This is a genomic window from Holospora curviuscula (assembly GCF_002930195.1).
GTDB lineage: Bacteria > Pseudomonadota > Alphaproteobacteria > Holosporales > Holosporaceae > Holospora > Holospora curviuscula.
In genome coordinates, this window is record NZ_PHHC01000096.1 from 22,599 (window position 1) to 48,319 (window position 25,721).

Consider the following 25,721-nt stretch of genomic DNA (forward strand, 5'->3'; position numbering starts at 1 on the left):
AAGGTTCAACGGAGACGATGGGTTGTAGAACGAACATTTGGATGGCTTGGTAGAAATAGAAGGCTATCAAAAGAATACGACTTGCTTTGTTCTTCTACAGAGAATAACATTTACATGTCACTTAACAGACTACTCTTGCGCAGATTCTTTCCTCCTAATTAATTTGCGGATAAGCTCTTATAGTAATTTAGCTTGAAAATGGGATTTGAAACAATTCAAGCAAGGTCTTATGGTCATCCAATACATTGAGTAATGTTACAGTTAATCCATCGTTTCATAGTAGTCCAGAATTGCTTAATGGGATTCAGGTTAGGTGAATATGGCGGTAAGAAAAATAGCTCGTAGCCAAGCGATTCAATTCATATTTCTGTCTTATAAGCGTTATGGAATGAGCCCGTTAGGGGTGCTATGGATTGATTATTCCAGCTATACTATAAATTCTCTTGTAATACTTACCACGCCTTTTACAAACTAGTTTTTCACTTTTCTTACCCCACCCTCTGTCTTTTCAAAGAGTCATTTCTATACCACTCTCCTCACTTTATGAAAGAATTTCAGATACTATATAGGTTATTATTCTTGATATTTATTTCGCTTTTATTCAAAAACTTTTAGCTGGTTTAGATCTATGTTTGCTTTTCTGCTTAACCTTATCTTAGGCGCGATTACTTTTTCTTTTTCCGACCGTACCCACCTTCTACTTACGCTACTTTTACTCACTATAACTATTTTTCTCTTATCCTTTGATCATTATCTGTATTCTATTCCGCTTTTCTTTAAGGCTAGGCTGTATTTTTTTCATTTTATAACAATGATAAGAATCTGTATTCATGGCTAAAAGAAGGCAGTATAGTCAAGCTTAGAAGTAATAAGAATGAGTGATCTAAGAGATTTAACAGCTTATGAATAAAAGCTCATTAAGAATCATTTTGAATAAGGCAAGTATGGTAATACAAGTAAACACCAGAAGAAAGAGCGTGTTAATGGAGTAGTTTACATAATAACGACCGGCTGCCAATAGCGAATGCTTCTTAAAGATTTTTCGCCATACTCCACTGTACATTCGTTTTATCGAAGATTCAGGATCAAAAGAATATGGGAAAAAGTACTGAGCGCGCTTGTCAAGATAAGGCGGGGCAAAGCTGGTGGAAGTGAATACCCGAGCTATCGCAGGATTGATTCACACAGTGTCAAAACTACCAAGGCTTGTAAACAGCGGGGAATTGACGGAGGAAAAAAAAGGAACCTAAACGCTATAGTGTTGTGGCATACACAAGGCACTCTGGTGCACGGTAATGCCACTATTTTTAGGTGTTGCACGCCTTACCCAAGATTAAGGCTTTATCTTAAAACACCATATAATTGAGAAAGCGCTATCGCGCCCGCCACAGACACATTGAGCGTAGAAAATTCCGGACATACCCGTAACTTCCACAAAATATCACATTGCTGTCGTGTCAGTAGCCTTAGCCCCTTTCCTTCTTGTCCAACAACCAATGCCACTCCCAGCCCTTGAAAGATTTGATTGGGATCCAATAATTCTCCTGTTTCACACAGCCCTACACAAAAAAAACCAAGTCTTTTTAATTCTTCTAAAGCTCGGCTTAAATTCACAACACTCACATATGGAACCTGCTCCAGTGCGCCAGACGCTGCTTTTGCCACAACACCTTCGTGTTTTAAGTGTCCCGGTTGCACACTTCTTTGAGTCAAAAAAATTATGGCTTGGGCTTGAAAGGCGGCGGCACTTCGCCATAATGCACCAACATTATAAGGATCCACCACCTGGTCCAACACCAAAACAGGTCCTCTTTTTGGGTTCAAGTCTTCCAATATTACACAGGGAGAAGGATTAGTACGCAACGCAACCCCTTGATGCACCGCATCTCTAGGAACCACACGCTCAATATGTGAAATAGAGCAAGAACGACCACCAAAACATTTAAATCGCTCTGCTCTAGAAGGTATGCACAGCAATTCATACACCGGTCGTTTTGCTTTTAGTGCAGCTTCCACGCTGTGCAGACCCCAAATCCAAATCTCTTTTTTCTTTAAGTTCTCTCGTGTACTCACGATCCTCCTCTTTTAGCATTCCAAATATGCTGGTCATAAACCCATCCTTCGTAGTGTTCTTTTAAGAGACGAACATACACCCAGGGACCTTCCTGCTTAAGGCAGAACGCCAGTACACCTTTTTGTAAATAAGCCTTAATAGCACTGGAAACAGACGGCTCTACTCTTAAAGGGGTTTTCATGTATAAAATAAATGCCACTCTTCGGAAAGTCAATAAATTACCATGCACCCATCCTATAGCGCCTTTCACATCCTCTACTTGACACCAGTAACTCCATCGTTTACGAATAAAAACTGGCCACCCAGGACAGGTGTAACTCCACAGAACTGCATGCTCGGAGCCAGGCCCTGCCCGCCAATAGACACGCTTGGCTTTAAGATAGGCATGGCATTGCATTTTAGAAGAGGAATCTAATGCCTGAACTTCTAAAGTTCCAAAAATTCCTAAAACTGCTCCTAAAACTTTAGCCCAGAGAGGAAAAGAAGTATTTTCAGTTTTTGGATAAAATCCAAAGGCTTGGTAAGCTTCTGTTTCTTCAGGACACGGAGCCACTATTACGCGAAATTCAGAAGTGTACCAAAGAGGCGCACTTTTTATGAGACGGGTTAATGTCTCTAAACAGGAAATTTGCCACGCACTTCCGGTAAAAAAGACCGGTATACGCTCTTTAAAGTGAAGGATCCGGGTACAAAATTCCAGGGGAAAAGAGGTGAGCATTCCTTGTACTCCCGCTTCGTCTCCAAACCATAATCCAGAAATAGGGGGCTTTGAAATGGTGGGTTCTAAAGAGACATTGGGTACAGCCTCCACTAAGCTTTTCAAAGAGTGCTGTCCTGCTTTCAAGGTCACTTGAGCCAAATTATCTGCGTCAATATTTCCTTGATGAGTACCGTGTCCTTTTACCCACTTCCAATACAGCGTCGGAAATCTCTGACTTTCTATCAGAAGCGATTTCCATAAATCTTGATTCTCTACAGGTTTTTTTTGTGTATTTATCCAACCGTTTTTTTGCCATTTTTCAACCCATGATTCCATACCTTTAACAAGATACGCGCTGTCTGAAACAATTGTTAAAGGTGCTTGAGTGTCTAATGCCATCAACCCGTATAATGCGGCGCTAAGCTCCATACGATTATTGGTAGTCTGAACCTCATATCCCGATGCTTGAAGGCGTCTTTCATTGTCTTGAAAAATCCACGCCCAAGCACCAGGACCTGGATTTCCAGAACATGCACCATCTGTAAAAAGCCAAACCACACTTATACTCTATACCGTCTGCTTATTTAAAAATATCATTTCTGTTGAAGGGATTCAACTTAAATAACACAACGGAAACCTCATGAAAATTTTTGTTGCAAAGAGGATATCTGAGTAGTTCATTCGACTATTTTGCGTAATCGATTTACAGAGATTATCCCTTTATTTGACTCTTAGCAAGCTGTAATAAATTAAAGGCTATAATTCCGCTCATTATTAATCATCACTTGTGGAGCATTTTAATTATCGCCAAACGACATATCCAATACCCAATGGAGAGAATTTGGTATAGCCTAATTACGTATTCTCTATTACAGTGTTTTTTTAGATTTTGTACAAGCGAAGAGGTACAATATCTTGTCTTTTATTTCACGAAATGAATCTATAAAAACTATGCTTTGTATATTCTCCCAATCCCAATAATTCTTTTTTTAGTCAACGACATAGCTACCTATAGAATATTTTCTATGCTCTAGAACCTGTCTTCACAGATTAGGGAAGTTTTTTAATAAGAGTAATGGGGTAAGGAATTATAATAATCTTGTCAGCTGACTTAATGGCTATTTCATAATCTTTAGATAAGTGATTTAGCCAGAGAAAAGATGCGCTCTACCCTCTAATTTTTTAGCGAGAACAGTGCATTTAGGAGCCTAGATCTCAATACTTTTTTGACAAACGGTTTGAACAAATTTTTTCATAGGTTTTCTATAGAGCGCATCAGCACATACACCCTTTAGAGTGGGATAATGCTTCAAAGAAAATCAAAAAACACTATAGTAAAGAAGTTGAATTGTAATATAAAAATGATATATTAATCAAAAAAAATTTAGTATTTCAACAAGTCTATACAGTATTTAAAATAACTTAACTTAGTTTATTAAGAACCTGTATTCATGGATAAAAGGAGGCAAGCTTGAAGGTAATAAGAATGAGGGATCCAAGAGATTTAACAGATCATAAATAAGCGCTCATTAAGGATCATTTTGCATGAGTCAAGTATAGTAATAAAAGTAAACACAAAAAGAAAGAGCGTGTTAATGGAGTATTTTACATAATAAAGAGCGGCTGCCCATGGCAGATGCTTCTTAAAGATTTTCCGCCATACTCCACGCTACATTCGTTTTATCGAAGATGCAGCATAAAAGGAACATGGAAAAAAGTACTGAGCACGCTTGTCAAGATAGGGCGGATCAAGGCTGGTGAAAGTAAAAACCCGAGCGATCGCAGGATTAATTCACACAGTGTCAAAACTACCAAAACTTGTGAACAACGCGGCATTGATGGAGGAAAAAACCTAAACGCCATAGTGTTGTGGATACACAAGGCAATAGTGCACGGTACTGTTGATAACGTTAATCACAGTAGGGGGTGCAATGTTTTTTAAAAGGCTTTGCAAAGTATCCGACACTCAAAGGCGTTTGCGCCGATGCCGGGTATGGAAAAACCATGCTAGCGTTTATGAGAAATGGTCTTAACAAGACCATTGAAATTTCAGAACCCCAGAATAGGCTGCGCTCGCCAAAAGATGGGTCGTTGAACGAACCTTGGCTGGGCTCAAGCGTTATCCAAGATTGTCTAAAGCGTAGGAAATGGCTTTAGCAGCTGCCGAAAATAGGGTGAGGATCGTGCATTCTATGGGGCTTGTTAAGGCGGATCGCTCATCCATAAATACAGGCTCTAAGAGGCGGAGCTCTTTCCCCGATGATGTAAAGGGTACGAGAAAAGTGGGTATCATGCATTACAAAATATAAGCCTCACTACAGGGCTTTCCTTTAAGAAAAGCAAAAATAGGCCCATAAACCCAGATGCAATAAAACAGTCTTCCCAATGTGGGTAAACGTTGAACAGGAGCTTGCGTAGCTCAAAGTTTTTAATACTCGAATGCTAAAAAAATACAGAAAAAAAGTACCCCTAGCATCATTAATCTCAAAAACCCATTCTGTAACATCTAAAAAATGTTATGATTAGAACCACACTACTCTATTACCTACTCCCTTAAACGCTCTTTTATTTTAGGTCTAAGAACTAGGTCTACTTAGATATTTTTATTTTTGTAACCTGCATTCAATTTAATTTACTCTAGTGTGAAGAGTTATAGATGCGTCCCACTAAATTGCTTATGTACTCTAGGAAACATAAACTATTTTATATATTATAGAGTAAGAAGAATTTTTATTTTTTATAAATGATTGTCAAATGTAATATGTGTTCCATACGCTATCACTTAGATGATGATGTTTTAGGATCAAAAGGAGGATATGTACGGTGCTCCTCCTGCAAGCATGTTTGGTATCAAAATCCTCCCGCACTTTCTCCGTACACACTGGTACCCGTACTGGAGGCGCCTTTAATGTTAGCATCCCATACAACGCATAATTCACCTCATCTACGATTTTTTTGGGTGGGTTTTACACTGTTGACCTCTCTTTGTTTAGGGAGTACACTGTTTGTATTGTATCAAAAAAATCTAGTCTGGTCTTCTTTACAAAGCTGGTCTGATTTGTTGAAACCGAAAGAATTTTGTCAAGAAGAAAAAATTCGCATTCAAAATATTGTATATCGATACACAGAGAATAGCGTAATTTGCAAATTAGATTTTATCAACATTACCAAGGAATTGCGTTATATTCCAACACTATTTATTAATATCCAAAAAGAAGGAAAAGTCCTACAGAAAATAAAATATTTTCCGCCTAAAACTCCGCTGTTACCCGGTGAAGAAAAATCTCTGTACATGGAACTCAAAGATGTTCCTGAATCTTTTTCAAAAATTAGTGTAGGGTTTTTACCCTAACTTTTCTATTAGCTTTCCTGCATTAATCATCTGTTAAAAAAATAGCAATCAATGACAAGAACTACTTACTGTTACTGCTGCTTACTGTACATCAATTTTTTCATACAGCGTGTAAGAAACGTTTTGTATACCTACAAAATATCGACATTTAGGATGAAAGACCATTAATTTAAGCATTGTAACATGAGGGGGCGTATTTTATAAGATTTAAGAAGAGATCAATAGTTCAAAAGGTAGTTTTCCTGGGAAAATAAGAAATAGAGGGTGGAGGCTATGATAGTGTACGATATCTAGTAACACTAATGTGAAAGACTAGAACAGGTTCGCCCTGGAATGCATTGCTCAAAGCGCAACGGAATATAAAAAATTCCTAGCACAGGAAAAAGCTGGGGTTTGGATGAAGACATTCAATACCTTGGTAAAGGTGGATAATAATTGACGTTTGATAAAAACGACTTCTGGTGCTTTAACACAATATAAAAACTGGTATGCAAAAACAAAGGGTAGAAACGTGTTAGCGTTATGCTGTATGGTGATGCGCTTGAAACCCCAATTGTATTCTTTAGACCGCTTGCATAACGAGATGTCAGGATAACTCCATGTTGTAAATAGCTGCTATTAGATTGAATCTGAGTCCAAATTTTTTACGTCTATTTCTGTATTGATCAAATATGATTTTGAACCGTTTAATCATGCCTATGACCTTTTCATTGGCTACTCTTTCGCAAGCCAGATCTTGATTTTTCTTTTTATCTTCTTTTGTTAAAGGTATTTTCTTGGTTTTCTTTTTTGGCAATTTGGATTTGATATACAGCTTTTGTATTCCTTGGTATCCAGTGTCAGTAATCCATTGCACTTGTAGGATGTATTTTGGTTCCGGATTCTTTAAACAGCCTAAAATTAATAGCCTTTCTTCCATCGCTAGCGCATTTGGTTTTCCACCTCTTGCTTTTTTATTCTTCTCAGCCTCTTCCAGTAGTGCTATTATCTTTTTAAATGTAGATCTCTTTACACCACTTAATCTACGAAACTATTCATCTTTATAATTTTTGATTTTTTCGTTATTTCATCTCAACCTCCTTTATGGAGCTGAGTTAACACTTATTGCTTAGGTTATGCAACAAGTCTATTAACTTAATCAAGAAAATGAACGCTCTACACCTTGTCGCCATTGTTTTACAATGCTTAGTAAAGATCCTTACGTATGAAGATAAACTCACTGGTTTAAATCACTTTGATAGCCTTGATGTGCTAAAATGTTCACCAGCCTTACAAAGTTTTCCTTCAAGCCAAATAAGGCTCTTTTGGTACACATACTATCACGAGGATTAGCGCTGTGCACATCACCATTTAGCCGATAGCCTAAGGTGCTGCCCCCTAGATGTCTTTTTCTATCCGCTACTTTCTTACCTCCATCTCTTCATTATTTAAAAGCGCGTGGGTTCACGCTTTGGATATCGATAATTCCTATGCTAGGACTTTGCTCTTTTCCCCTCTTCATTATGACGATATCTCTGGGTTTATTCATGAATGCTTGAATGATCCCTCTATGCGTTAGCCTGGTAAAGTCATTCAATACGCTCTTCCATAGCCCAAACGCTTTAGGGAGATCTCTCCAAAACCAGCCGTTTTTTGTAATATAAACGATGCCGCTCCATACCCGCCTAGCATCCTTAGGCTGCGGCCTTACTTGCTTCTCTTTTCTCTCATTAATCCTTTCTTTTATAACTTTTCACGCTTCGTCTTTTAGATTACTTGTATAGCTTTTTGATCTCTCTCATCTCTATTTGATGTCAATCCTATACTTGATTCCCGCTATTTCAACTTTTTACGTGATGGTTTCTTAATTTATTCGTTACATATACCCTAGAAAAAATAATTGAAAATTTTGAGTCTATACTTCCTTTTTCCATAAAAAATATGGTACGGTTTGCATAAAGACTAATGTTCATAAAAAATAACTTATGATTCGCCTTTTTGTATCGACTAGCTTATTTCAAGGAACGATTTCTTTATCTGCTTCACAGATTCATTATATATACACTGTGATGCGATTAAAACCTGGAGCTTGGATCGAAGTATTTAATGGAAAAGACGGAGGATGGAAAGCTGTTTGTCTAGAAAAAACAGAACAGCGTCTTTATGTGAAAGAATGTATTCACGATCAGCCGGAAGCTTTACCCTGCCTGCATCTCTATATTTCATTATTTAAACGTCTAGACTGGGTTTTAGAAAAAAGTACAGAATTAGGAGTTACGCATATTCATCCTGTCCTCACACAACGTAGTTCTGTGCGTCATTTTAATGTAGAACGGGCATACCGTATTGTCCAAGAAGCCAGTGAGCAGAGCGGACGGTATACGCTTCCAAATATTATGCCTTTAATATCCTTTGAAGATGCACTGAGGAAAGCGCCTAAAGGATGGGTAGCCCATATGAATTCTTGGGATACAAAAAAAAATTCTTTTACGCAAGTAAAGTTTCCTATTAATTTATGGATAGGTCCAGAAGGAGGGTGGAGTGAATGCGAATTAGAAATTTTTCAACGTTATAAAGAAATTTATCCTTTACCTTTAGCACAGTTTTGTTTACGCGCAGAAACTGCGGTTGTCGCAGCACTGATAACTCTTCAAAATAAGGCCCAGGTTTCTTAGATCTATTTAAAAATAAAACACTACCAAGAATAAATGGTTAATAAATAGTGAGTAAGCTCTAAATATCTTAAAGCTCCTAGACTTTTCCTGTCATAAAAAATAATTGGCTTTCCATGAGAAGATGCTTCTGCTATTTTTATATTTCTTGGAATCTCCACAGGTAAAATAAGATGTTTAAAATATTCTCGCACGTTTTGTGCAACTTGTTGATTCAATAGACATCGTCCATCGTACATAGTAAGCAAAATACCTAAAATTTTTAAATCTGGGTTAAAAGTTTGTCTTATGGTTTGAACGTTTGCCAATAAACGACTTAAGCCATCCAAAGCATAAAATTCGCACTGCAGAGGAATAAGGACAAAATCACAGGCTACTAGTGCATTTAACGTTAACAATCCTAGAGAGGGAGGGCAATCGATAAATATGTATTGATATTTTGTCTTTAGCGCTTCTATCGCAGAGAGCAGATGTTTTTCTCGATCTAGAAGAGGAACCAGTTCAATTTCTGCGCCTGCTAATTCATTATTAGACCCCACTAATTTTAAACAGGGTAAAAACGTCTTAATAATGACGTCTTGTAAAGGTCTTAAGTGCATTAATGCTTCGTAGACGGTATGTTTTAAATGAAAAATTCCCACACCAGTGGTGGCATTTCCTTGAGGATCTAGATCTATAAGTAATACTTTATGTTCTACTGCAGCAAAGGCTGTGGCTAAATTAACTGCAGTGGTAGTCTTTCCCACTCCCCCTTTTTGGTTCATAACGCAAATAATTTTTGATTTTTTCATATTTTTTTCTCAATGAGTTGTCTTTTGTCCATCGCATTCTGTCTCATCAAGTTGGATCGATTGTTCCACGTGGAGCAATATAAAATTTTTCCAACCACCCAAGCAATTCCTCCCCATCCTAATACAAAAAGGTGAGAAATGATTCCAAAAAATGAAAGATAGATGGTAAACATATACACGCATATTCCAAGAGTTACCGATGCAAGAGGATGATAGCGATCGTGCCACATTTTTACGCCCATCATTATTAATATAACGCTTATCATTACTATGCCAATGCATCCAAAGCATAATTTAAGATCTAAAAACAAACAATGCGTATGAGAAGGGATAATGTTTACCATTTTTTTTTCCATTCCTTTATACGATATACCTTTCATAATAATTCGCCAAAATTCACCAACTCCCATACCAAACCAAAATATCGGTGGGGTTATTTTATCAAAATAGTGCCAAAACATTAATCGTTCATAAAAGCTTGTATTTAAAAAAGCAATTTTTCTCAACATATTAAGTTTCAGTACCCATTGAAAAGCAAATATTACGCCATTGGCTCCTACACTCCATAATCCTTGTAGGGTCCATAATGTAAGTTTTGGATAATGTAAAAACAAATATCTTACGCTTAGAGCAGAAAAAATTCCTATCGTTCCTAATCGACACTGAAAGTAGCCGCTTAAAAAGAGTACACATCCTAAAATTCCTATGGCTTTTTTTTTGCACTGTATATCCATAAAATACCAAATGAGGGGTAACGTTATTAGACTTAAGTACATAACTCGATGTTTTACATTCAGACCAGAACAAGGACTTTGATCTAAAAAATTTATACTCCATACAACGCTATAGCTCAAGAAAAATATCCAAATAAACCCAATTTCAGAGCACAATTTGGAGTAATGACGCGCAACCTTTAAGCTACTGGTGATAATGTTACGCCATTGCATGATACATATACTCAAACTTACAGGAAATAATAGCGTTTTTAAAAACCAATAAGGATTTTTATATTGAATGGCAAGGGCGTCACTATATCCGAGAAATACTATACCATACCCCATCCATAATACTTTCATGATTAATGATTTGCTATGCAGTATTCTATTAACGGGAAGTAACACTCCTATACAAGCGCCTACCCAATAAATTTCTGCACTGCGCCCTATAACATCTAATACCCATATTATTAAAGTAAATAGAAACAGTCCTCCTACTTTCTCAAAAGACAATGGATATAAAAAAAATCTCATTCCCAATAAAAAAATTGTCAGTATACACGTGTGCTGAGGCAATATTAAGCCTGCGATCCATCCCAAACATCCTAAACTTAAGCCGATACAATCTTTCCAGCCCCATAGTTTATTCTTCTGGAGAATCATCATAACGCTCAATATTTTCCATAAATAAGGTTTTTGGAGTTGTTTTTGCCATATGAGCAGCATGTTCTTTAGAAAATCCTAAACATTCCAAACTGATAGCGGCCATCTGCAATCCAGACTTTAATGCTTCAGGGTACACTAAAAATATATTAAGTCCTTGAAAATGCTGTGCTTGTTGTGCACTTTTTACGTGCACCGCAATATAAAGTTGTGGAAATTTAGTACGTACATTTCTCACTAGCTCTACACAAGTGCTGGAATGGCCAAATGTTAATAATAATACTTTAGCATCTCCAATGCCTGCTTTTTTTAAAAATTCTATATTACGTGCTTCCCCATGCAAAATAGGATAACCCAAAGTCTTTGCTTTCTCCAAACGTACAATATCGTAATCCACTACAAGGAACGAAATGAAATTTAGTTCCAGAGCCACTGCTACGGTTTGTCCGACGTGACCAAAGCCTGCTAAAATAACATCTGCTTTATCTTTTCCTCTATACCCTTGAGAAAAGTTTTCTCGGCGTTCTAAAAATTTCAAGAGATAACGGGTAAGTGAAAATAAAATGGGTGTCAACACCATAGAACAAAACGTAATACCAAATCCGATTTGTTGAGTGACGGAAGAAAAATGACTTTTAAATTCAGGATGAGAAATTAGAATAAACAGGAATTCACTGGTTCCTGCAATCAAGATTCCTAGTTGTAAACAAACACTCCAAGAAAATTTCCATATTCTACCTAATATTAACATAACCAACAGTTTGGCCAAAAATAAGGTTGTAACACCGTATCCAATCCATTGCGCTTGTTCCAAACAGATCCTCAAATTTATTTGTGTTCCCGCCATGAAAAAGAAAAAGGCAAAAAGAATGGTACGAAAGGGATGAAGCTCGTCGTTTAAATGATGACGCCACGATGTGCCCGCAATACTTACTCCCGTTAAAAACGCTCCAAGTTCTGAAGATAGTCCAAAGTAGTGCGTCATAAAACTTCCTGCCAATACCATAACAAATATAAAGGCGAGCCCAATATCTCTTTGACTATAGCGTGTCATAATATGTTTGCATGTCCAAGATACAAAAAAAACCCACAGACCGGATAGTATAGCTCCAAGACTCCAATTGAGAAGATTCGTTCCCAGTGAAGCCTTTTGAACATCGATTCCAAGATACGCAAACATCCCAATCACAGCCAAATCTTGAAACAATAGAATGCCTAAAGATACACGTCCTACCGTGCTGGTGAGCTCAAAGCGTTCAGAAAGAATTTGAATGATCACTGCAGTGGAGGAAAAAGCTAAACTTAGAGAAAACAATCCCAAAAATACAGAATCTTGAATCTTTAAAATGGGCTGAATATATAAAAGTCCAGCAATAAATAGAGCGCATACTATTACTTGCGCAACACCTACACCAAAAATATATCGCCTTAAGGCCACTAATCTATGCCATGGAATTTCTACACCTAGGGTAAAGAGAAAAAGACTGATTCCGAGCTCTCCTAAATGCGAAAGTAAGAGCGTATCATCTAAAACATCTACGCCACTTCGGCCAAGCACAATACCCATAATCAAGTATCCCAAAATCAAGTTTACACGCAAACTTTTGCATATAACAAAAGTTGCCAACCATGCAATTAATAAAAACAAAAGGATATTGGGTATCATCACAATCTATTTTTTTACACATAATTCTTATTTTAATAAAAAAGCAAAATAAATCAATGTTTTTAGAAATTTAAAAATTACACTATTTATATATGATAATATGAAAAAAATAAATCCAGTCTACAAAAATATATTAAGGTAGTTAAATTACGGGGATTGACACTATGCTGTAATCTAGGCTATATTTCCCGAGAAGGAGAGATGGCCGAGGGATCAAAGGCAGCAGACTGTAAATCTGCCGACGTACGTCTACGTAGGTTTAAATCCTACTCTCTCCAGTGCATGCGGATGTAGCTCAGTGGTAGAGCTTCAGCCTTCCAAGCTGACTGTCGTGGGTTCGACTCCCATCATCCGCTCCGTTCTAGAGTTCGTACTAAAACAAATGTTCATTTAAGATAGTTATGTTGTGTTAAATATCAAAAACACTTTTCGATGAGATCCCTAGGCGTCGGTAGAATGTTTCTATGAAAATAAAGCGTCTTCAAGGTAAACTTCAAAAAACTTTTTTATTTTGGTTTTTTTTACTCATTAGTTTTCCAGTTTGGATTTTCGTGTTTATTGAAGTGTTACTATGGTATTGTATTGGAAATTTAATGAAATTTTTATTTCCTAAACGTTATCAAAAAATAATTTTTCAATATAGTAAACGTATCTTAGATGTTAGTGTAAGTATTACGGTGCTCCTGATCGCTTTTCCTTTCCTCCTTTGTATTATGACGTGTAATTGGGTCATATTGGGTTCCCCAATTTTTTTTATTCAACCTCGGATCGGACGTGCTCAAAAAAAATTTTTAATTATTAAATTTCGTTCTATGTGCCAAAAAAATCTTTCTGGGGCGCTAATGTCTCCCGAAGAAGTCCAAATATCTCCCTACGGATCTTTTATTCGCGCCTATAGCTTTGATGAACTTCCTTCGTTGTGGAACGTATTAAAAGGAGATATTAGCCTTGTAGGACCTCGTCCTTTGGTGCCAGAATTTATTAATGATCATACGCCTAAGCAGCGACACTGCGTACGGCCAGGACTTACGGGTCTTGCACAGATTAACGGACGAAATTTTCTTCACTGGGATGAAAAATTTGCTTACGATATTTATTATGTTCATCACCAAAATTACGTACTAGATTTAAAAATTTTATTACGCACGCTCTGTGTGTTATGCTCGGGAGAACACTCCCAACTAGCTTCGTTGGAAAAATTTTTTCCGTGAATAGTGTTCAAGAAAATCTTTTAAGTTAAAGTATTGGATTATTAGTCAATATCTAAAAGATTTTTTTATATAAAACTAATAAAGTGCATTGAACTAGGCCCTGCAGGGTTCGAACCTGCGACCCTCTGATTAAAAGTCAGATGCTCTACCAACTGAGCTAAAGGCCCTTTCTGTGCTAAGTATCTTCTTTATTTTATCAAAAGTCAAGCCTTAGAAGTCCAAAACTTTCTTTCACTACACACAGTACTTTCCTATCTTTTTAAGGCCCGTAATTGATTGTTTTTTTTCCAAATTTTATGTATAAATTAGATAGGAAATAAAAAAGTTTTGGAACGTTAAATCCCCATGAAGTTACGCTTTAAACAATGGAAGTGTTTACTTCTCTCGCTTCTATCGATAGAGACACTGTGTATTATAGGGTGCACTTCTAAAAAAAATTCTCAGCTTTCTCAGAACATTACGGTTGTCACCTGCGCAGATTATCCTCCCTTTGAATATTATACAGCAGAGCGAAACTTAGAAGGATTTGACATTGAACTCATTCAACTCATTGCAAAAATTTTAAAAAAGAAGGTACACTTTGAGGTATTAGAGTTCAGTGGAATTCTTGCAGCTCTTGAAACACACCGAGCAGATGTGGGAATTGCCACTATCTCTATTACACAAGAGCGTCAGAAACAATTTAAGTTTTCTAAACCTTACTATACTCAGGTTTTATACGCTTTATTTCGAAAGGGAGATTCTAAAAAGTTTTCAGGAAAAATTTTAGGTTGTCAAATGGGTACCACTATGGAAGATTGGATTAAAATCCATCATCCAAAAGAACAGTGTGTAATCATGGATGAGAATTTACCCTTAGTAGAAGCATTAAAAGCAAAAAAAATAGATCTTATAGTGTTGGATGCATATCAAGCAAAGGAATTTTGTCAAATGAATCCAGAATTACAGAGAGTTCCTTTGGGAAAGAGTACTAGCAGTTACGGTATTGTATTTCCTAAAAATTCTGTACTTTGTGAAGCGGTGAACGCAGCTTTGGAGGAGCTAGAACAGAGTGGTGCCTTACAAAAACTCAAATATAAATATCATATTGAATAATCCATGACAGTAGTAGAACAAGTTTTATTTATCGGAAAAGGATTAGGTGTTACGCTTATTCTTTTTTTTGGAGCCTTAGCGATAGGTGGAATTTTAGGAATAAGCGTTTCAGTATTAAGACGGTCTTTTAAAATTTTTCGACTTTTTGTTGATAATGTGATTTCGATTCTTCGAGGTACACCAGTTATATTACAACTAAGTTTTGTCTATTTTACGCTACCAAGTCTAGGGATTTCGATAGGATTTCTTACAGCTGGAGTTGTTACATTGGGCATAAATAGTGCGGCTTATATAGGCGAAATATTTCGTTCTGGTATTGATGCGCTACCCTCTGGTCAATTTGAAGCAGCGCGAGTATTAGGGGTTACTTCGTATAGGCTTTGGAAAGACATTATTATGCCTCAGGTATTGCGAAACGTTTGGTCTTCTTTGATCAATGAATCCATCGCCTTACTGAAAGAAACAGCATTGATTTCCACTATTGGAGGAACGGATATTTTGAAATGTGCAAAACATTTGGGATCTATACAATTTACTTATTTTGCACCTTTAGTGATTGCCGGCGTTTACTATTATGGTATTGTATTGTGTATTGAGTATTGCGGAAAATATGTAGAAAGGCGGAGTTTTCCATGGTCAGCATAACCAATGCAACAAAATATTTTGGGAATGAATGTGTACTTCACCACCTAAATTTACAGATTTCTTCGATAGAAATTGTAGGGCTTGCAGGATCATCGGGAAGTGGTAAATCAACACTTTTAAGATGTATTCAAGGATTAGAAGTTTTAGATGAAGGTGTTATTAAGCGCCCAGACCATACTGGATTTATGTTTCAGGACTTTCAACTTTTTCCCCATATGACAGTGTGGGAAAATATACTTTACGCTCCCTTACGGGAAAAAAAGCCTCAGTGTACCGAGAATGCCCAAGAACTTTTGCACTCCCTAGAGATTTTTTCTCAGAAACATATCTATCCTCAGCGTCTATCGGGAGGACAAAAACAACGGGTGGCACTTGCACGGGCATTAATGATGGATCCTCAACTTTTGTTATGCGATGAACCCACTTCAGGATTAGATCGAGGAAATATTCGAAGCGTTGTTCAAATTTTAAAGCGAGTACACGAAAAGGGAGTAATATTGCTCATTGCTTCCCATGATTTAGACTTTCTTTGTAATTTGTGTCATCGTATTTTAATGATGCGTTACGGAAAAATTATCTTAGATGTATCTCCTCAACAAGAAGGATTTCGTGAAGAGCATCTTTACGAATTTTATCAAAAATAAGAGCCTGTATTTATGGATTAGCTATTCGCCTTAGAGTGTGTCGATATTTATAATTAAGTGTTGTAAAATTAAGGTATTTAGTTACAAGAGAAGATAATATTCCAAAGAATATCAGACGACCAATGGGAAGGAATAAAAGAAAGTTTGCCTGGGAAAGAAGGAGATTCAGGACGTGCTGGTAACGATAGGGATTGCCTGCAAGGGTTCAGCGTGACGTGCCTTGCCAGAATCTTACAGGAAATGCTCGAGGATTCACAAACGATTTATAAGATGCTCCAAAGCCGGTCTGTGGTAAATAATTTTTAGTACTCTGGCAGCAGATGCTGATACGCAATGGATCATAATTGATTTCACAATGATGCGCTCCCATCCTCACCTCGCGGGCGCCAGAAAAAAATAGACCCACTGGTACACAAGAACAAGCGCTGAGGCGCTCAGCAGGCGGTTTTAGCACGAAGATTCACGCTTCCATGAGATGCTTTAGGCACCTCCATCAGATTCGTTCTATCGCCTGGTCAGTACTATCACTATACAAAAGCTTTTGATTTAATGAAGAATTTTGATTTTAAAACGCTACTGGCGACTAAAGGCTACAATGTCGATGACATGGTTCATTATGCTGGCAGCAACAAAGCCAGCATCCCCCCACGATTTATGCGAAAAATCTAGTTGAGCGAATGTTCAACAAGTTAACCCATTTCAGGCGCATTTCACCTAAAGAGGACACACTTGTACACGCTTTTTTTCTTTCCTTCATTTTGCTGTAGCACTCATAATATCTAAAGTAAATTTAAATGTCGACACACTCTAGGTGTTTGATCCCAGAGAGTTATGGTATATATTATGAAGATAATAATGTATGGAGAAAAAGCTTATGGGACAAGTATTACACGCAAATGCCAGAACAACGGAGGCAATCCGTAGAGAGATCCATGATAGTAAAGAGAGCATAGGAAAAGCGGCTAAAAGATTTAATATTAACCCAAAAACAATCCTCAAGTGGAGAAAAAGAGAAGATACGAAAGACCTTCCCATGGGACCTAAAAAGATAAAATCTACAGTTCTATCAGAGACAGAAGAAGAGGCGATTGTGACTTTCAGACCGCTTACACCATTGCCTCTTGATGATGTTTTGTATAGCTTACAAGAAACTATTCCACATTTAAGTCGATCAACCCTTCATCGTTGCTTAAAGCGTCATGGCTGCTCTGTTTTGCCTAAAAAAGAAAGATCTACCTCTGCTGACAAAAAGAAATTTAAACACTATCCTATGGGTTACTTGCATATAGATATAGCAGAAGTAAGGACAGCTGAAGGTAAGTTATATTTTACGTAGCAATAGATAGAACATCAAAATTTGCCTATGCAGAGCTCCATAAAAGCCAGACTAAGATGATTGCCGCAGAGTTTTTACGTTACCAATCATGATCATCATAAAAATGCTTTTACTCATATCGTTGAGCGTGTTTGCAATGAGCATCAGGTAGAGCATAGAAAGACTAAGATCAAGCATCCTTGGACTAATGGGCAGGTAGAACGAATGAACAGAACGCTTAAAGAGGCAACTGTAAACAATTTCTATTATGCATCTCATGATGAGCTGAAACAGCATCTGCATGCCTATCTAATGGCTTATACCTTCGCTAAACGACTTAAAGCCATCAAAGGCAAAACTCCTTGGCAATTTATTCTAAATCAGTGGATAATTCATCCAGAATATTTTACAATTAATCCTAACCATTTCTTGGCGGGACTAAACACCTAACAAGCCCATAGAATGCGCGATTCTCACCCTGTTTTCGACAGCTACTAAAGTCATTGTGTACGCTTTAGACAATCTTGGATAATGATTGAGCCCAGCCAGGACTCGTTCAACGACCCATCTTTTGGCGAGTGCAGCCCATACTGGGGTTCTGAAATCTCCATTGTCTTGTTAAGAACGTTTTCCACAAACTTTAGCATGGTTTTTCTATACCCGGAATCGACGAAAACGCTTTTGAGTGTCGGATATTTTGCAAAGCCTCTTAAAAAAAATTGCACCCCCTACTGTATTATGTTGATTCACTTCATGAACAGTACCCTGCACGAGAGTGCCTTGTGTATCCATAACACGATGGCGTTTACGTCCCTTTATTTTTTTTCCTCCGTCAATTTCTTGTTGTGCACAAGGCCCAGCAGTTTTGACACTGTGTGAATCAATCCTGCGATCGCTCAAGTCTTCACTTTCACCAGCCTTGATTTAATATATCTTGACAAGCGTGTTGAGTACTTTTTCCCATATTCTTTTGATCCTGAAGCTTCGATAAAACGAATGTATCGTCGAGTATTGCGGAAAATCTTTAGGAAGCATTGGCCATGGGCGGCCGCTCGTTATTATGTAAACTACTCCATTAACACGCTCTTTCTTCTGGTATTCACTTCTATTACTATACTTATCCCATTCAAAATGATCCTTAATGAGCTTTCATTCATAATTTGTTAAATCGCTTAGACCACGCGTTCTTATTAGCTCCAAGCTTGACTATACTCCCTCCGTTTATCCAGGAATACAGGTTCTAAAACGCTAAAGCGAAAACAAGACACAATAAATAACTTTCTCTTCAGTGGGACGAGAGGAGAAAAAACTACTTATTGATGTAGATAGGAGATACTGTTCCAGGAGAATAAAAACTAAGTTTTAAGCGCACAAATATTTTAAGGCGCTTATGCAAACCGAATGAGTAGAAAGGGATTAAGATTGTTAAAAATTGAATTTTCCTATGAGCAAGAAAGTCATGAGCTTGAAGGGTGACATACCCTATTCTCGTATCTTACGCTTTACTTTCTAAATGACGGAGTTAAAGTCTTCTAAAATTCCATTATTGATCTGGTTTTTTCTTCAGCGTAAAATCCTATCCCAGTAATTTTTTTCTACCTTTTTAATGGGTTCCAGCCTTGAATGAGGTGCCCAAAAATACCATGCTCTTAAACGAGGGATGCGAACTACCCAATAGCACTTATGCTCAAAGAAATTCAAATAGCTCCAAGTACTTTATTTTTGTGTCGTAAGCCTGGTATTCCTTGATTTTTCTTGTCTTTTCAGTCTCGTGCTTAAAAGTCCGCTACAAGGGCAAACTCCACATTAATCTCTAAGCGTTACTTGGCGTAACACCTGTAATGATCCAGAGAGATTCTATGTCAAATGCCTTACTGAAAAAAGTCTCTCTATTCATGCTCGCCTCATCCTCTCTAGATAATTTAAGAAAAGACTCGCAAATTTTATGACTCAACGAAACCTTTCACTTAGTCTCTACCCACTCGGTTTGCATAAGCGCCCATTTTAGTACCGTTGCAATCTGATAATTTTTCCTTTAAAAGGTTTACAAACTAGGTTTTATTAAGGTGGACATAAAGCGGCCTGAACTATGGGACAGATCGATGATTTTAAAGGTAAACATTTAAATTAGCTAGAATAATCAATCTATAGCACCCCTAACGAGTTTTTTTACGGCAACAGAATTGATACAATCGGGTTCTTCTAATCTTGTAACTCATGTTCAACCTTCATTGTTTTGTATACGGAACTTAATTAACGTATTTTTAAACAATTGAAGAGATAGAAAAAAGAAAAATAATTTTTTTTCTCTTGACAAGCTTGTACGTTAGAAATATAATCAAATTTCGCGGGGTAGAGCAGTTGGTTAGCTCGTCAGGCTCATAACCTGAAGGTCGTAGGTTCGAATCCTACCCCCGCAATACAAATGGGAGTCCGTATGAAACTTTTTGAAAGAGTTGACGCTGTTTTTTTTGACTGGGACGGAACATTGGTAGACACGGTACCATTCGGCTTGTCTGTGATGAATAGTTTTCTTTCTCATAGAGGAAAAGAAGAAATTAGGAAAAAAGTGTATTTAACATCTCCATCTCTTTCAGTACGAGATGCTTTTAAGTCGATGTTTTTACCCCATGAGTACGAAGATGCAATACGGGACTTTAGGTTATTCTTAGAAAAAAACACTAAAAAAATTGTTCCTTTTGATAGTTCTTATAGTGTGCTAAAACTATTGCGTAGTAAAAGTATTCCCATGGGAATTGTTAGCAATCAATATGGAGATGTGTTACGTCGTCAGGTAAAAGAATTAGCATGGGAGTCGTATTTCTGTTCTATTACGGGTTCAGGAGATTGGGAGGAAGATAAACCGTCTCCTTTACCTTTAGTACAATCTTTAAAGACTATAGGAATCAACCCTAGCACATCCGTACTTTTTGTGGGGGATTCATTCGTAGACATGATGTGTGCTGGACGTGCAGGATGTACCCCAGTATCCGTAGGGCCACAAGCAGAAACTTTTGAGGGAAATTTTATTTCTTTTAAAAATATTTTTGATTTTTATGATGGAATTAAGTGTTCAATAGACAATAATTTTTTAGGAGAAAGATAATGTTTACTCAGAAAAATCTTCCCGGTGAGCCTTTGAAGGGAGTATTCGAAGTGCCTACTTTGAGAAAAGACTTTTTGCTGGTGTTGTGTATGCAGAAAGTTTCTGTGACGGTATTTCTTATGAGTGGTATTAAGTTACAAGGGTATATTGAGCAGTTTAGTGATGATTGCCTCATTCTTAGAAAAGATGGTATTGTTCAGATTTTGTATCAACATGCGATCTCTTCCATTATGCCGGTCACTCCTTTTACAGCACCTAATTTTTCGACTTCTAGTTTTATGGGGTCAGGTCCTGTGACCTAGAGTATGAATAAACTCAAAAAATTTAAACTTTTTTCTCGTGCGCGCTGGTTAAAAAAAGTACTTTTATTTTTAATTATTATATGTTTCACTTGGATTTTTAATATTAAAAGTTTATTTATTTTCCCAAATTCCGTAACGTTACCTTCTTACTTGTCTAAAATTGGGGTTTCAGTTTTTCCTGAACAAAGTTTAGAAAAAGAAAACTCTAAAGTTTGTGTATTTATTATTAATTTGGATCAAGATGTTAATCGTTATCGTTCTATTGTACCTCTGGTCACGCAGTTAAACTTTCCTTATCAGAGAGTCTCAGGCATTCTGGGAAGCACCCTTTCTAAAGCTTTTTTTAATAATTTTGTCGATAAAAAAATATATAAGCTGGCGTTTAATGGTGCTAACCCTGGCGCTGGAGAGGTAGGATGTTTTTTGAGTCATGTCAAAGTTTGGACGCTGTTTCTAAATTCTAATGCTCAATTCGCATTAATTCTCGAAGACGATGCTAAGTTTAACCCTATTTTTTTGGGTCCAATGATAAGAGAACTCATAAAAAATAAAAATAGTTGGGATATTTGTTCTTTATTTTTGCCTACTACACCTTTAAAAACAGTGTTAATATCAGACCTTCTATTTTCTCATAAATTGGTAAGATTTTTAACTGAAACCACAGGGGCTGTAGGACTATTATTGAATCGTAAAGCGGCAAAAGCCCTGTTATCTAAGGCAGAAAAATATACCCTTCCAGTAGATCATTATATTCAGCGTACTTGGGAATTTGACACTCCTCTTCAGTTTACTGGTGTTGTACCAGGTCTTATTTCAGAAATGGGACATCCCTCTTCCATTGAACAGCAAGGACGAAGACAGTGCGCTTTAAAAATTTTGGGTGAAGGTGCATTACAACGTATGCGTAGTCAAATATTCCATGGAAAATCTCGACTTATTTACTTTTTGTATAATGGTTATCTTACATTATCTCAATTTTTTAGCACTCCTACACAAAAGACAGAAAAAAATAATGGATAAAAAAAATTAAAAAACTAAAAAAACAAGAATTGTTTTAAATTTTCGGAGATTAGAGATGGTCAAAGACTAACGAAGATCATAAGTATATTTAGGAATTTTTAAGTTTGTCGGAGAGGTTCAGTCATAATACACAAATGTCTGAGCAAAAATTTTTAAGGTATGTTAGTTTTAATCGTAATGATTCCCCAAAAATGATGGTTAATCTAAAGACTGTATTCTCTAATGTACTGCGATATTGTGATAATTTTCTTTTCTATTCCCAACCTCTACTTTTTAAAACCTTGTCTTGACAATAAAGCCACTCTGTAAACCAAAAGGATTGAGTAGAGTATCATAGCGTTACTTTCGGATGATTGAGTGCTTGTTGCATAATCTTTAGAGCATCATTTAAAATGATTTATTACTCATCTTTTTGCTAACATTGTCCAGCCTAGTGTAGTTCGTTTCGCAATTTTTACAATTTTTTCAGTACTTTTAAAAAAAATTCTTCAAATGTTTTACGATAATCCGCATAAGCTTTGAAGCAACACATTGTTTACAATCCCTGCATTAAATACCGCGTATGCTGAAACAGTATTAGGGGTATTTTCTATCTGGACCGTGCTATAAAAAATATACCACTGAGGATCCTTGACAATGTTAGGTTTACGCTATTTAATTTTTTTTCCCCTATCAATTCCGAGATTCACAGCTTTTTTTGTTGTGCTCAGGCTTTATTAATCAATTTGGCTGTATCTTACATTGGTATTTTTATTATTATTTAATCAGCTTTTTTCAACAAAATCCTTCATCATTTTCTCCAAAATCCTATTTTTTGCTCTTATCTAAAAATTGTAAACGCTTTTTTATAGTAGATATTCTTGCGGTAAAAAAACGCCATTAAAAGCCTGTTTTTATGAGATAAATACCTCATTATATTAATTTAGTTTGAAAATGGGATTAGGTTTGTTATGATTGTCAAAAAATGACAAAAAAAATACAAAATAAACTTAAAATAAAAACGAGTAAAAAATATAATATTGGTTAATGATCAAATTATAAGCCAAATAATAGTTATAGTGGGTAAAATTAGCATAACTAAAAGGTAGATATGCTAGGAAAAAGAAGGAGTCATCAGGCCTAAAGCATGATTAGAACGCAAAGAAACCGTAGATCCAAATCAGCTAAAAATATATGTTGAAAATAACGAAGCTAAAACATGAACAGAGATCGCTAAGCTTGCTACTTTTGTCTATAGAAGGCTTAAAAAATTAAACTATAACAATAAAAAACTTTTACCTCTAGAGGCTCAGCTCGTGAAGAAATACATATCAAAAAACAACCAATAATATGGCGCCTGAAAGTCTTATGTAGAGTGACGAGAATGATATAGAGAAGAGGATTTGCAAAGATAGAGGGTGGGGGCAAGAGAAGTAAAAAGTACCTAACGTAAAAATATGGTCGCTATTAAGAAAAGAATCAATATTATATTAGCTTAATGGATACTCAATCCATAACACCTATAACTCTTTTTAATCATTGTGGAGAATAGTATTACATGAAAGCGCTGAACCCCAGCCTGATTTTGGAGCTTGCTTCATTCCATAACTTTTATAAGACAAAAGCATTGATTGAATTGGTTAGCTGTGGTTAGTTTTCTTTCCGCCATGGTCGCCTGATCTGCACTTCCTTGAGACATTTCGGGCTATTATAAAACGATGGATTAACCGTACCATTACTCAATTTACGGAATGATATAAGGCCTGACTTGAGCCTCAAACAAAATAAATTGTGATTCTAATCATAATACTTTTTAGATGAAGAAAAATCAGTTTTTTAGATTCATGATATCAGTGATAATTTTGAACTTAAATATTTTCCTTGTTTCTTTATTTTTCGTAGCGCTGGGCTGGAATTTAAAAGATTGTGAGCTGAGTAAATCCATGTTCAACATTTACCTTTATTAGCACAAGTACTAGGGTGCATCTGGTCCTCAAGGCTTGTTTTGACTTTTCTTAAAGGGCACCTTTATGGTGGGGGGTTTAATTTTGTGATGTTAGATAACCCAATGTCTACACAAGCTTTACATCCTCGGGAAAAAGGCCCTACTTCTTGTTGTGTATAGCTTAGGTCGTCAAGCAGACACATTATCGCTTCAAAGATTAATTTGAAGTTAAGCCCAAGTTTTGTAGCGGCATAGCCGAAAATCTACTTTTTCCACAAAGCATAGACTTCTTGATTTATTTTTTCTTCCTGATACGGTGTCACACTCAATAATCTCAAAAAATTCTTGGAAATTTTACAATATTTGTTTACCCTGATGACCTTAGGAACTTTTTTTTAGGATCTGCCTATACTTTTCTTACCTAACATTCACCTTTTTATTTTTAAATTTAGTGAGTGCTTACGCAGAAGGTCTATTATAGTAAATTTAGGATTAGCCTTATCAGTGCTTGATAGTGGTGTAAATAAGGAAGCTTTGGTTATAAAAATCCTTTATCTATCGTTAACTAAGGAACGCATTGTGTCCTGTAAAGACGGGTATCGGGCAATTATTAAGTGCTCGTTCCGTCCTAACAGCTTTCCTTCAGAAACGCTTTTATTCTTACTTTACTTGCTTTGGGAGCGTCTGTTTTTCTCCCCCCAAAACTTGAAAAGGAAGCTTTTCCCAAGCGGACGAGACAAACGGGGACTCGCAAGTAGATTCACAGCATCGGTACACCGCTTGTTCTAGAAGGACTAAATTTCCTGGATAATACTGTGCATCCTGAGTCCAATCTCCTTTAAATTGCCAAAGAGGAAGATGAATTTCATGTACTTCTCCTAAGGGATCCGTTAAACTAATAATATTCTCTTTACACAATAAACTTATTTTTTTTTCATCACTTTTAGGCATAGACACAAGATCCGTAATACGCGCTTCTAGAACTTTCAAATACTTTTCTAATTGCGTTAATTCTTTCACAATGTGCTCAAAATTACCATCCACTTCTTGAACACTGAGAGGACTTTCACGATCTCTCCAATAAATAATCATTTTGATCTGCTCCTTTTTCTTATTTGTTCTATAAAAAATACTCCAGAATTATTTTTCAGAACTATGAATTCCTATAAAAGTTATCCAAAGATCATTATTCTTGAAATGGTACCGCTGAGAGCGATATTGTTGGTAATACGTTTGATATACAAGATTACAAAAAACTTCTCCCTGTTCGATGTTTTCCTTAAGAGAGGGCACGGTATCAGCGCTATTGTATTCCAGGCTTGAACACCAATCCAGGGCAGTGCAGCTTCCTGCAGTCCTGGGAAGGCAGTACCACAAAATACAATCTTTTGGATCTATACATTTTTTTATCCCACAAGGCAAAGGAAAACTATAGCTGTTCAATACACAGTGTTTTTTCGTAAAAGGAAACTCTTGAATAAATCTACAGGACGCTGGATCTAAACGATAATAAGGATTCTCTTCGAAGGCTTCTAAGTGTTGTTCAAACTCACTCCATCCCACGTCATGTAGAATCAGAGATACGCTCTTAAAAAAAGTCTCGGTTTGATACAGTACGGCGCCTGTTAAGGGAGGCTCTTGAGGATCTCGTTGCATTTGGATGACAGGACGTAAAGCAATAGCTTCGAACTCCAAATGTGCTTTCAATTCAATACGTAACGGAAACAAATCAGGTACCTTTATTTGTTCAAGTTCTTGGCAATCGAGCACTAAAAAAGGATCATCCTGATTTTCAAAGACGGTACTGTTAACATAATAAAAATCTTTCAAAAGGTGATTATAATTT

25 protein-coding genes, 4 tRNA genes and 3 pseudogenes are annotated in these 25,721 nt (G+C 36.6%); 17 read left to right on the forward strand and 15 right to left on the reverse strand.

Annotation, left to right across the window (positions count from 1 at the left end; translation table 11 throughout):
* Positions 1-162 (forward strand): transposase (locus HCUR_RS04935; protein WP_165780702.1); only part of this gene is annotated, 162 nt, incomplete at its 5' end.
* 71 nt (positions 163-233) lie between these two features.
* Here the strand turns inward: HCUR_RS04935 and HCUR_RS10255 are convergent.
* Positions 234-359: a transposase gene (locus tag HCUR_RS10255; protein ID WP_104207047.1), complete on the reverse strand. Its 126-nt coding sequence runs from the start codon at positions 357-359 to the stop codon at positions 234-236.
* A 665-nt stretch (positions 360-1,024) separates the two neighbouring features.
* Between HCUR_RS10255 and HCUR_RS04945 the strand changes: the two genes are divergently transcribed.
* On the forward strand, positions 1,025-1,366 hold the full coding sequence (locus HCUR_RS04945) for a hypothetical protein (RefSeq protein WP_104207018.1): 342 nt from the start codon (positions 1,025-1,027) through the stop codon (positions 1,364-1,366).
* Here HCUR_RS04945 and HCUR_RS04950 read toward each other — a convergent pair.
* Both HCUR_RS04950 and rnhA read right to left on the reverse strand, forming a co-directional pair.
* The gene (locus HCUR_RS04950; protein WP_165780779.1) at positions 1,342-2,073 is read right to left on the reverse strand and encodes a TrmH family RNA methyltransferase; all 732 of its coding nucleotides are present in this window, start codon (positions 2,071-2,073) and stop codon (positions 1,342-1,344) included. The two genes, HCUR_RS04945 and HCUR_RS04950, sit on opposite strands and share 25 nt — an antisense overlap.
* On the reverse strand, positions 2,070-3,332 hold the full coding sequence (gene rnhA, locus HCUR_RS04955) for a ribonuclease HI (protein ID WP_104207020.1): 1,263 nt from the start codon (positions 3,330-3,332) through the stop codon (positions 2,070-2,072). Before rnhA ends, HCUR_RS04950 begins: the two co-directional genes overlap by 4 nt.
* 1,018 nt (positions 3,333-4,350) lie before the next feature.
* Between rnhA and HCUR_RS04960 the strand changes: the two are divergent.
* The 3 genes and pseudogenes from HCUR_RS04960 to HCUR_RS04965 all read left to right on the forward strand — a co-directional run.
* A pseudogene (locus HCUR_RS04960) lies at positions 4,351-4,716 on the forward strand (transposase); the annotation flags it as partial.
* Positions 4,701-4,931: a hypothetical protein gene (locus HCUR_RS08690; RefSeq protein WP_165780775.1), complete on the forward strand. Its 231-nt coding sequence runs from the start codon at positions 4,701-4,703 to the stop codon at positions 4,929-4,931. The pseudogene HCUR_RS04960 and the gene HCUR_RS08690, both read left to right, overlap by 16 nt.
* 586 nt (positions 4,932-5,517) lie before the next feature.
* Entirely contained in the window at positions 5,518-6,126 is a 609-nt protein-coding gene (locus HCUR_RS04965) for an MJ0042-type zinc finger domain-containing protein (protein ID WP_104207022.1), read from the forward strand.
* 586 nt (positions 6,127-6,712) lie between these two features.
* On the opposite strand, the pseudogene HCUR_RS04970 reads toward HCUR_RS04965, so the two are convergent.
* Together HCUR_RS04970 and HCUR_RS10260 are read right to left on the reverse strand one after the other, a co-directional pair.
* A pseudogene (locus HCUR_RS04970) lies at positions 6,713-7,037 on the reverse strand (transposase family protein); the annotation flags it as partial.
* Positions 7,038-7,549: 512 nt separating this feature from the next.
* The gene (locus HCUR_RS10260; RefSeq protein ID WP_104207023.1) at positions 7,550-7,852 is read right to left on the reverse strand and encodes a transposase; all 303 of its coding nucleotides are present in this window, start codon (positions 7,850-7,852) and stop codon (positions 7,550-7,552) included.
* Positions 7,853-8,090: 238 nt separating this feature from the next.
* On the opposite strand from HCUR_RS10260, the gene HCUR_RS04980 reads away from it, so the two are divergent.
* The gene (locus HCUR_RS04980) at positions 8,091-8,780 is read left to right on the forward strand and encodes an RsmE family RNA methyltransferase (RefSeq protein WP_104207024.1); all 690 of its coding nucleotides are present in this window, start codon (positions 8,091-8,093) and stop codon (positions 8,778-8,780) included.
* Positions 8,781-8,800: 20 nt separating this feature from the next.
* On the opposite strand, the gene HCUR_RS04985 is transcribed toward HCUR_RS04980, so the two are convergent.
* From HCUR_RS04985 to HCUR_RS04995, 3 genes are read right to left on the reverse strand one after another with little or no spacing between them, the layout of a single operon-like run.
* A complete protein-coding gene (locus tag HCUR_RS04985; RefSeq protein WP_104207025.1) occupies positions 8,801-9,568 on the reverse strand; it encodes a ParA family protein in 768 nt (255 codons plus the stop codon).
* Complete coding sequence (locus HCUR_RS04990) at positions 9,565-10,950, reverse strand: hypothetical protein (RefSeq protein ID WP_104207026.1); 1,386 nt, start codon at positions 10,948-10,950, stop codon at positions 9,565-9,567. Before HCUR_RS04990 ends, HCUR_RS04985 begins: the two co-directional genes overlap by 4 nt.
* Positions 10,928-12,613, reverse strand: a complete 1,686-nt coding sequence (locus HCUR_RS04995) for a cation:proton antiporter domain-containing protein (RefSeq protein ID WP_104207027.1) — start codon at positions 12,611-12,613, stop codon at positions 10,928-10,930. The genes HCUR_RS04990 and HCUR_RS04995 overlap by 23 nt, the downstream gene beginning before the upstream one ends.
* 195 nt (positions 12,614-12,808) lie before the next feature.
* Here HCUR_RS04995 and HCUR_RS05000 point away from each other — a divergent pair.
* From HCUR_RS05000 to HCUR_RS05010, 3 genes are all read left to right on the forward strand, one after another.
* Positions 12,809-12,891, forward strand: a tRNA-Tyr gene (locus HCUR_RS05000).
* 6 nt (positions 12,892-12,897) lie between these two features.
* Positions 12,898-12,969: transfer RNA gene (locus HCUR_RS05005), tRNA-Gly, on the forward strand.
* A gap of 108 nt (positions 12,970-13,077) precedes the next feature.
* The gene (locus HCUR_RS05010) at positions 13,078-13,824 is read left to right on the forward strand and encodes a sugar transferase (RefSeq protein WP_104207028.1); all 747 of its coding nucleotides are present in this window, start codon (positions 13,078-13,080) and stop codon (positions 13,822-13,824) included.
* A 94-nt stretch (positions 13,825-13,918) separates the two neighbouring features.
* Here HCUR_RS05010 and HCUR_RS05015 read toward each other — a convergent pair.
* A tRNA-Lys gene (locus HCUR_RS05015) sits at positions 13,919-13,991 on the reverse strand.
* Positions 13,992-14,169: 178 nt separating this feature from the next.
* Here HCUR_RS05015 and HCUR_RS05020 point away from each other — a divergent pair.
* Genes HCUR_RS05020 through HCUR_RS05030 form a run of 3 tightly spaced genes read left to right on the forward strand, consistent with a single transcriptional unit; the run spans position 14,170 to position 16,208 of the window.
* Positions 14,170-14,919 (forward strand): ABC transporter substrate-binding protein, encoded by a 750-nt coding sequence (locus HCUR_RS05020; RefSeq protein WP_104207029.1) that lies wholly within the window; start codon positions 14,170-14,172, stop codon positions 14,917-14,919.
* A 3-nt stretch (positions 14,920-14,922) separates the two neighbouring features.
* The gene (locus HCUR_RS05025) at positions 14,923-15,564 is read left to right on the forward strand and encodes an amino acid ABC transporter permease (protein WP_104207030.1); all 642 of its coding nucleotides are present in this window, start codon (positions 14,923-14,925) and stop codon (positions 15,562-15,564) included.
* Positions 15,552-16,208 carry an ATP-binding cassette domain-containing protein gene (locus HCUR_RS05030; protein WP_104207031.1) on the forward strand — a complete coding sequence of 219 codons (657 nt, stop codon included), beginning with the start codon at positions 15,552-15,554 and terminating at the stop codon, positions 16,206-16,208. Before HCUR_RS05025 ends, HCUR_RS05030 begins: the two co-directional genes overlap by 13 nt.
* Positions 16,209-16,413: 205 nt before the next feature.
* Here HCUR_RS05030 and HCUR_RS09200 read toward each other — a convergent pair whose 3' ends face one another.
* A complete protein-coding gene (locus HCUR_RS09200) occupies positions 16,414-16,578 on the reverse strand; it encodes a hypothetical protein (RefSeq protein ID WP_207760928.1) in 165 nt (54 codons plus the stop codon).
* Positions 16,579-17,082: 504 nt separating this feature from the next.
* On the opposite strand from HCUR_RS09200, the pseudogene HCUR_RS05040 reads away from it, so the two are divergent.
* Positions 17,083-17,973, forward strand: a pseudogene (locus HCUR_RS05040) (integrase core domain-containing protein).
* A 50-nt stretch (positions 17,974-18,023) separates the two neighbouring features.
* Here HCUR_RS05040 and HCUR_RS08695 read toward each other — a convergent pair.
* The 3 genes from HCUR_RS08695 to HCUR_RS05050 are packed head-to-tail and all read right to left on the reverse strand — an operon-like array spanning position 18,024 to position 18,666.
* Entirely contained in the window at positions 18,024-18,170 is a 147-nt protein-coding gene (locus HCUR_RS08695; RefSeq protein WP_165780780.1) for a hypothetical protein, read from the reverse strand.
* Positions 18,171-18,177: 7 nt separating this feature from the next.
* Positions 18,178-18,423: a hypothetical protein gene (locus tag HCUR_RS05045; protein WP_104207032.1), complete on the reverse strand. Its 246-nt coding sequence runs from the start codon at positions 18,421-18,423 to the stop codon at positions 18,178-18,180.
* Positions 18,424-18,447: 24 nt separating this feature from the next.
* Positions 18,448-18,666: a transposase gene (locus HCUR_RS05050; protein ID WP_104207033.1), complete on the reverse strand. Its 219-nt coding sequence runs from the start codon at positions 18,664-18,666 to the stop codon at positions 18,448-18,450.
* 1,203 nt (positions 18,667-19,869) lie between these two features.
* On the opposite strand from HCUR_RS05050, the gene HCUR_RS05055 reads away from it, so the two are divergent.
* From HCUR_RS05055 to HCUR_RS05070, 4 genes are all read left to right on the forward strand, one after another.
* Positions 19,870-19,943, forward strand: a tRNA-Met gene (locus HCUR_RS05055).
* A gap of 17 nt (positions 19,944-19,960) precedes the next feature.
* The gene (locus tag HCUR_RS05060) at positions 19,961-20,629 is read left to right on the forward strand and encodes an HAD family hydrolase (RefSeq protein WP_165780781.1); all 669 of its coding nucleotides are present in this window, start codon (positions 19,961-19,963) and stop codon (positions 20,627-20,629) included.
* On the forward strand, positions 20,629-20,931 hold the full coding sequence (locus HCUR_RS05065) for an RNA chaperone Hfq (protein ID WP_104207035.1): 303 nt from the start codon (positions 20,629-20,631) through the stop codon (positions 20,929-20,931). The genes HCUR_RS05060 and HCUR_RS05065 overlap by 1 nt, the downstream gene beginning before the upstream one ends.
* A gap of 3 nt (positions 20,932-20,934) precedes the next feature.
* Positions 20,935-21,951 (forward strand): glycosyltransferase family 25 protein, encoded by a 1,017-nt coding sequence (locus HCUR_RS05070; protein WP_104207036.1) that lies wholly within the window; start codon positions 20,935-20,937, stop codon positions 21,949-21,951.
* 2,584 nt (positions 21,952-24,535) lie between these two features.
* Here the strand turns inward: HCUR_RS05070 and HCUR_RS05075 are convergent.
* Together HCUR_RS05075 and HCUR_RS05080 are read right to left on the reverse strand one after the other, a co-directional pair.
* On the reverse strand, positions 24,536-24,967 hold the full coding sequence (locus tag HCUR_RS05075) for a hypothetical protein (protein WP_104207037.1): 432 nt from the start codon (positions 24,965-24,967) through the stop codon (positions 24,536-24,538).
* Between the two features lie 48 nt (positions 24,968-25,015).
* Complete coding sequence (locus HCUR_RS05080) at positions 25,016-25,705, reverse strand: hypothetical protein (protein ID WP_104207038.1); 690 nt, start codon at positions 25,703-25,705, stop codon at positions 25,016-25,018.
* Between the last annotated feature and the right edge of the window lie 16 nt (positions 25,706-25,721).

What these genes read in the sequence shown, in the direction of transcription:
- HCUR_RS08695 (WP_165780780.1), bottom strand. Translation starts at nt 18,170, where the DNA reads ATGCTAAAGTTTGTGGAAAACGTTCTTAACAAGACAATGGAGATTTCA.
- HCUR_RS04985 (WP_104207025.1), bottom strand. Translation starts at nt 9,568, where the DNA reads ATGAAAAAATCAAAAATTATTTGCGTTATGAACCAAAAAGGGGGAGTG.
- HCUR_RS09200 (WP_207760928.1), bottom strand. Translation starts at nt 16,578, where the DNA reads ATGGGAGCGCATCATTGTGAAATCAATTATGATCCATTGCGTATCAGC.
- HCUR_RS05060 (WP_165780781.1), top strand. Translation starts at nt 19,961, where the DNA reads ATGAAACTTTTTGAAAGAGTTGACGCTGTTTTTTTTGACTGGGACGGA.
- HCUR_RS05010 (WP_104207028.1), top strand. Translation starts at nt 13,078, where the DNA reads ATGAAAATAAAGCGTCTTCAAGGTAAACTTCAAAAAACTTTTTTATTT.
- HCUR_RS04980 (WP_104207024.1), top strand. Translation starts at nt 8,091, where the DNA reads ATGATTCGCCTTTTTGTATCGACTAGCTTATTTCAAGGAACGATTTCT.
- HCUR_RS04995 (WP_104207027.1), bottom strand. Translation starts at nt 12,613, where the DNA reads ATGATACCCAATATCCTTTTGTTTTTATTAATTGCATGGTTGGCAACT.
- HCUR_RS04945 (WP_104207018.1), top strand. Translation starts at nt 1,025, where the DNA reads ATGCTTCTTAAAGATTTTTCGCCATACTCCACTGTACATTCGTTTTAT.
- HCUR_RS05030 (WP_104207031.1), top strand. Translation starts at nt 15,552, where the DNA reads ATGGTCAGCATAACCAATGCAACAAAATATTTTGGGAATGAATGTGTA.
- HCUR_RS05075 (WP_104207037.1), bottom strand. Translation starts at nt 24,967, where the DNA reads ATGATTATTTATTGGAGAGATCGTGAAAGTCCTCTCAGTGTTCAAGAA.
- HCUR_RS04990 (WP_104207026.1), bottom strand. Translation starts at nt 10,950, where the DNA reads ATGATGATTCTCCAGAAGAATAAACTATGGGGCTGGAAAGATTGTATC.
- HCUR_RS05065 (WP_104207035.1), top strand. Translation starts at nt 20,629, where the DNA reads ATGTTTACTCAGAAAAATCTTCCCGGTGAGCCTTTGAAGGGAGTATTC.
- HCUR_RS04965 (WP_104207022.1), top strand. Translation starts at nt 5,518, where the DNA reads ATGATTGTCAAATGTAATATGTGTTCCATACGCTATCACTTAGATGAT.
- HCUR_RS05070 (WP_104207036.1), top strand. Translation starts at nt 20,935, where the DNA reads ATGAATAAACTCAAAAAATTTAAACTTTTTTCTCGTGCGCGCTGGTTA.
- HCUR_RS05020 (WP_104207029.1), top strand. Translation starts at nt 14,170, where the DNA reads ATGAAGTTACGCTTTAAACAATGGAAGTGTTTACTTCTCTCGCTTCTA.
- HCUR_RS05025 (WP_104207030.1), top strand. Translation starts at nt 14,923, where the DNA reads ATGACAGTAGTAGAACAAGTTTTATTTATCGGAAAAGGATTAGGTGTT.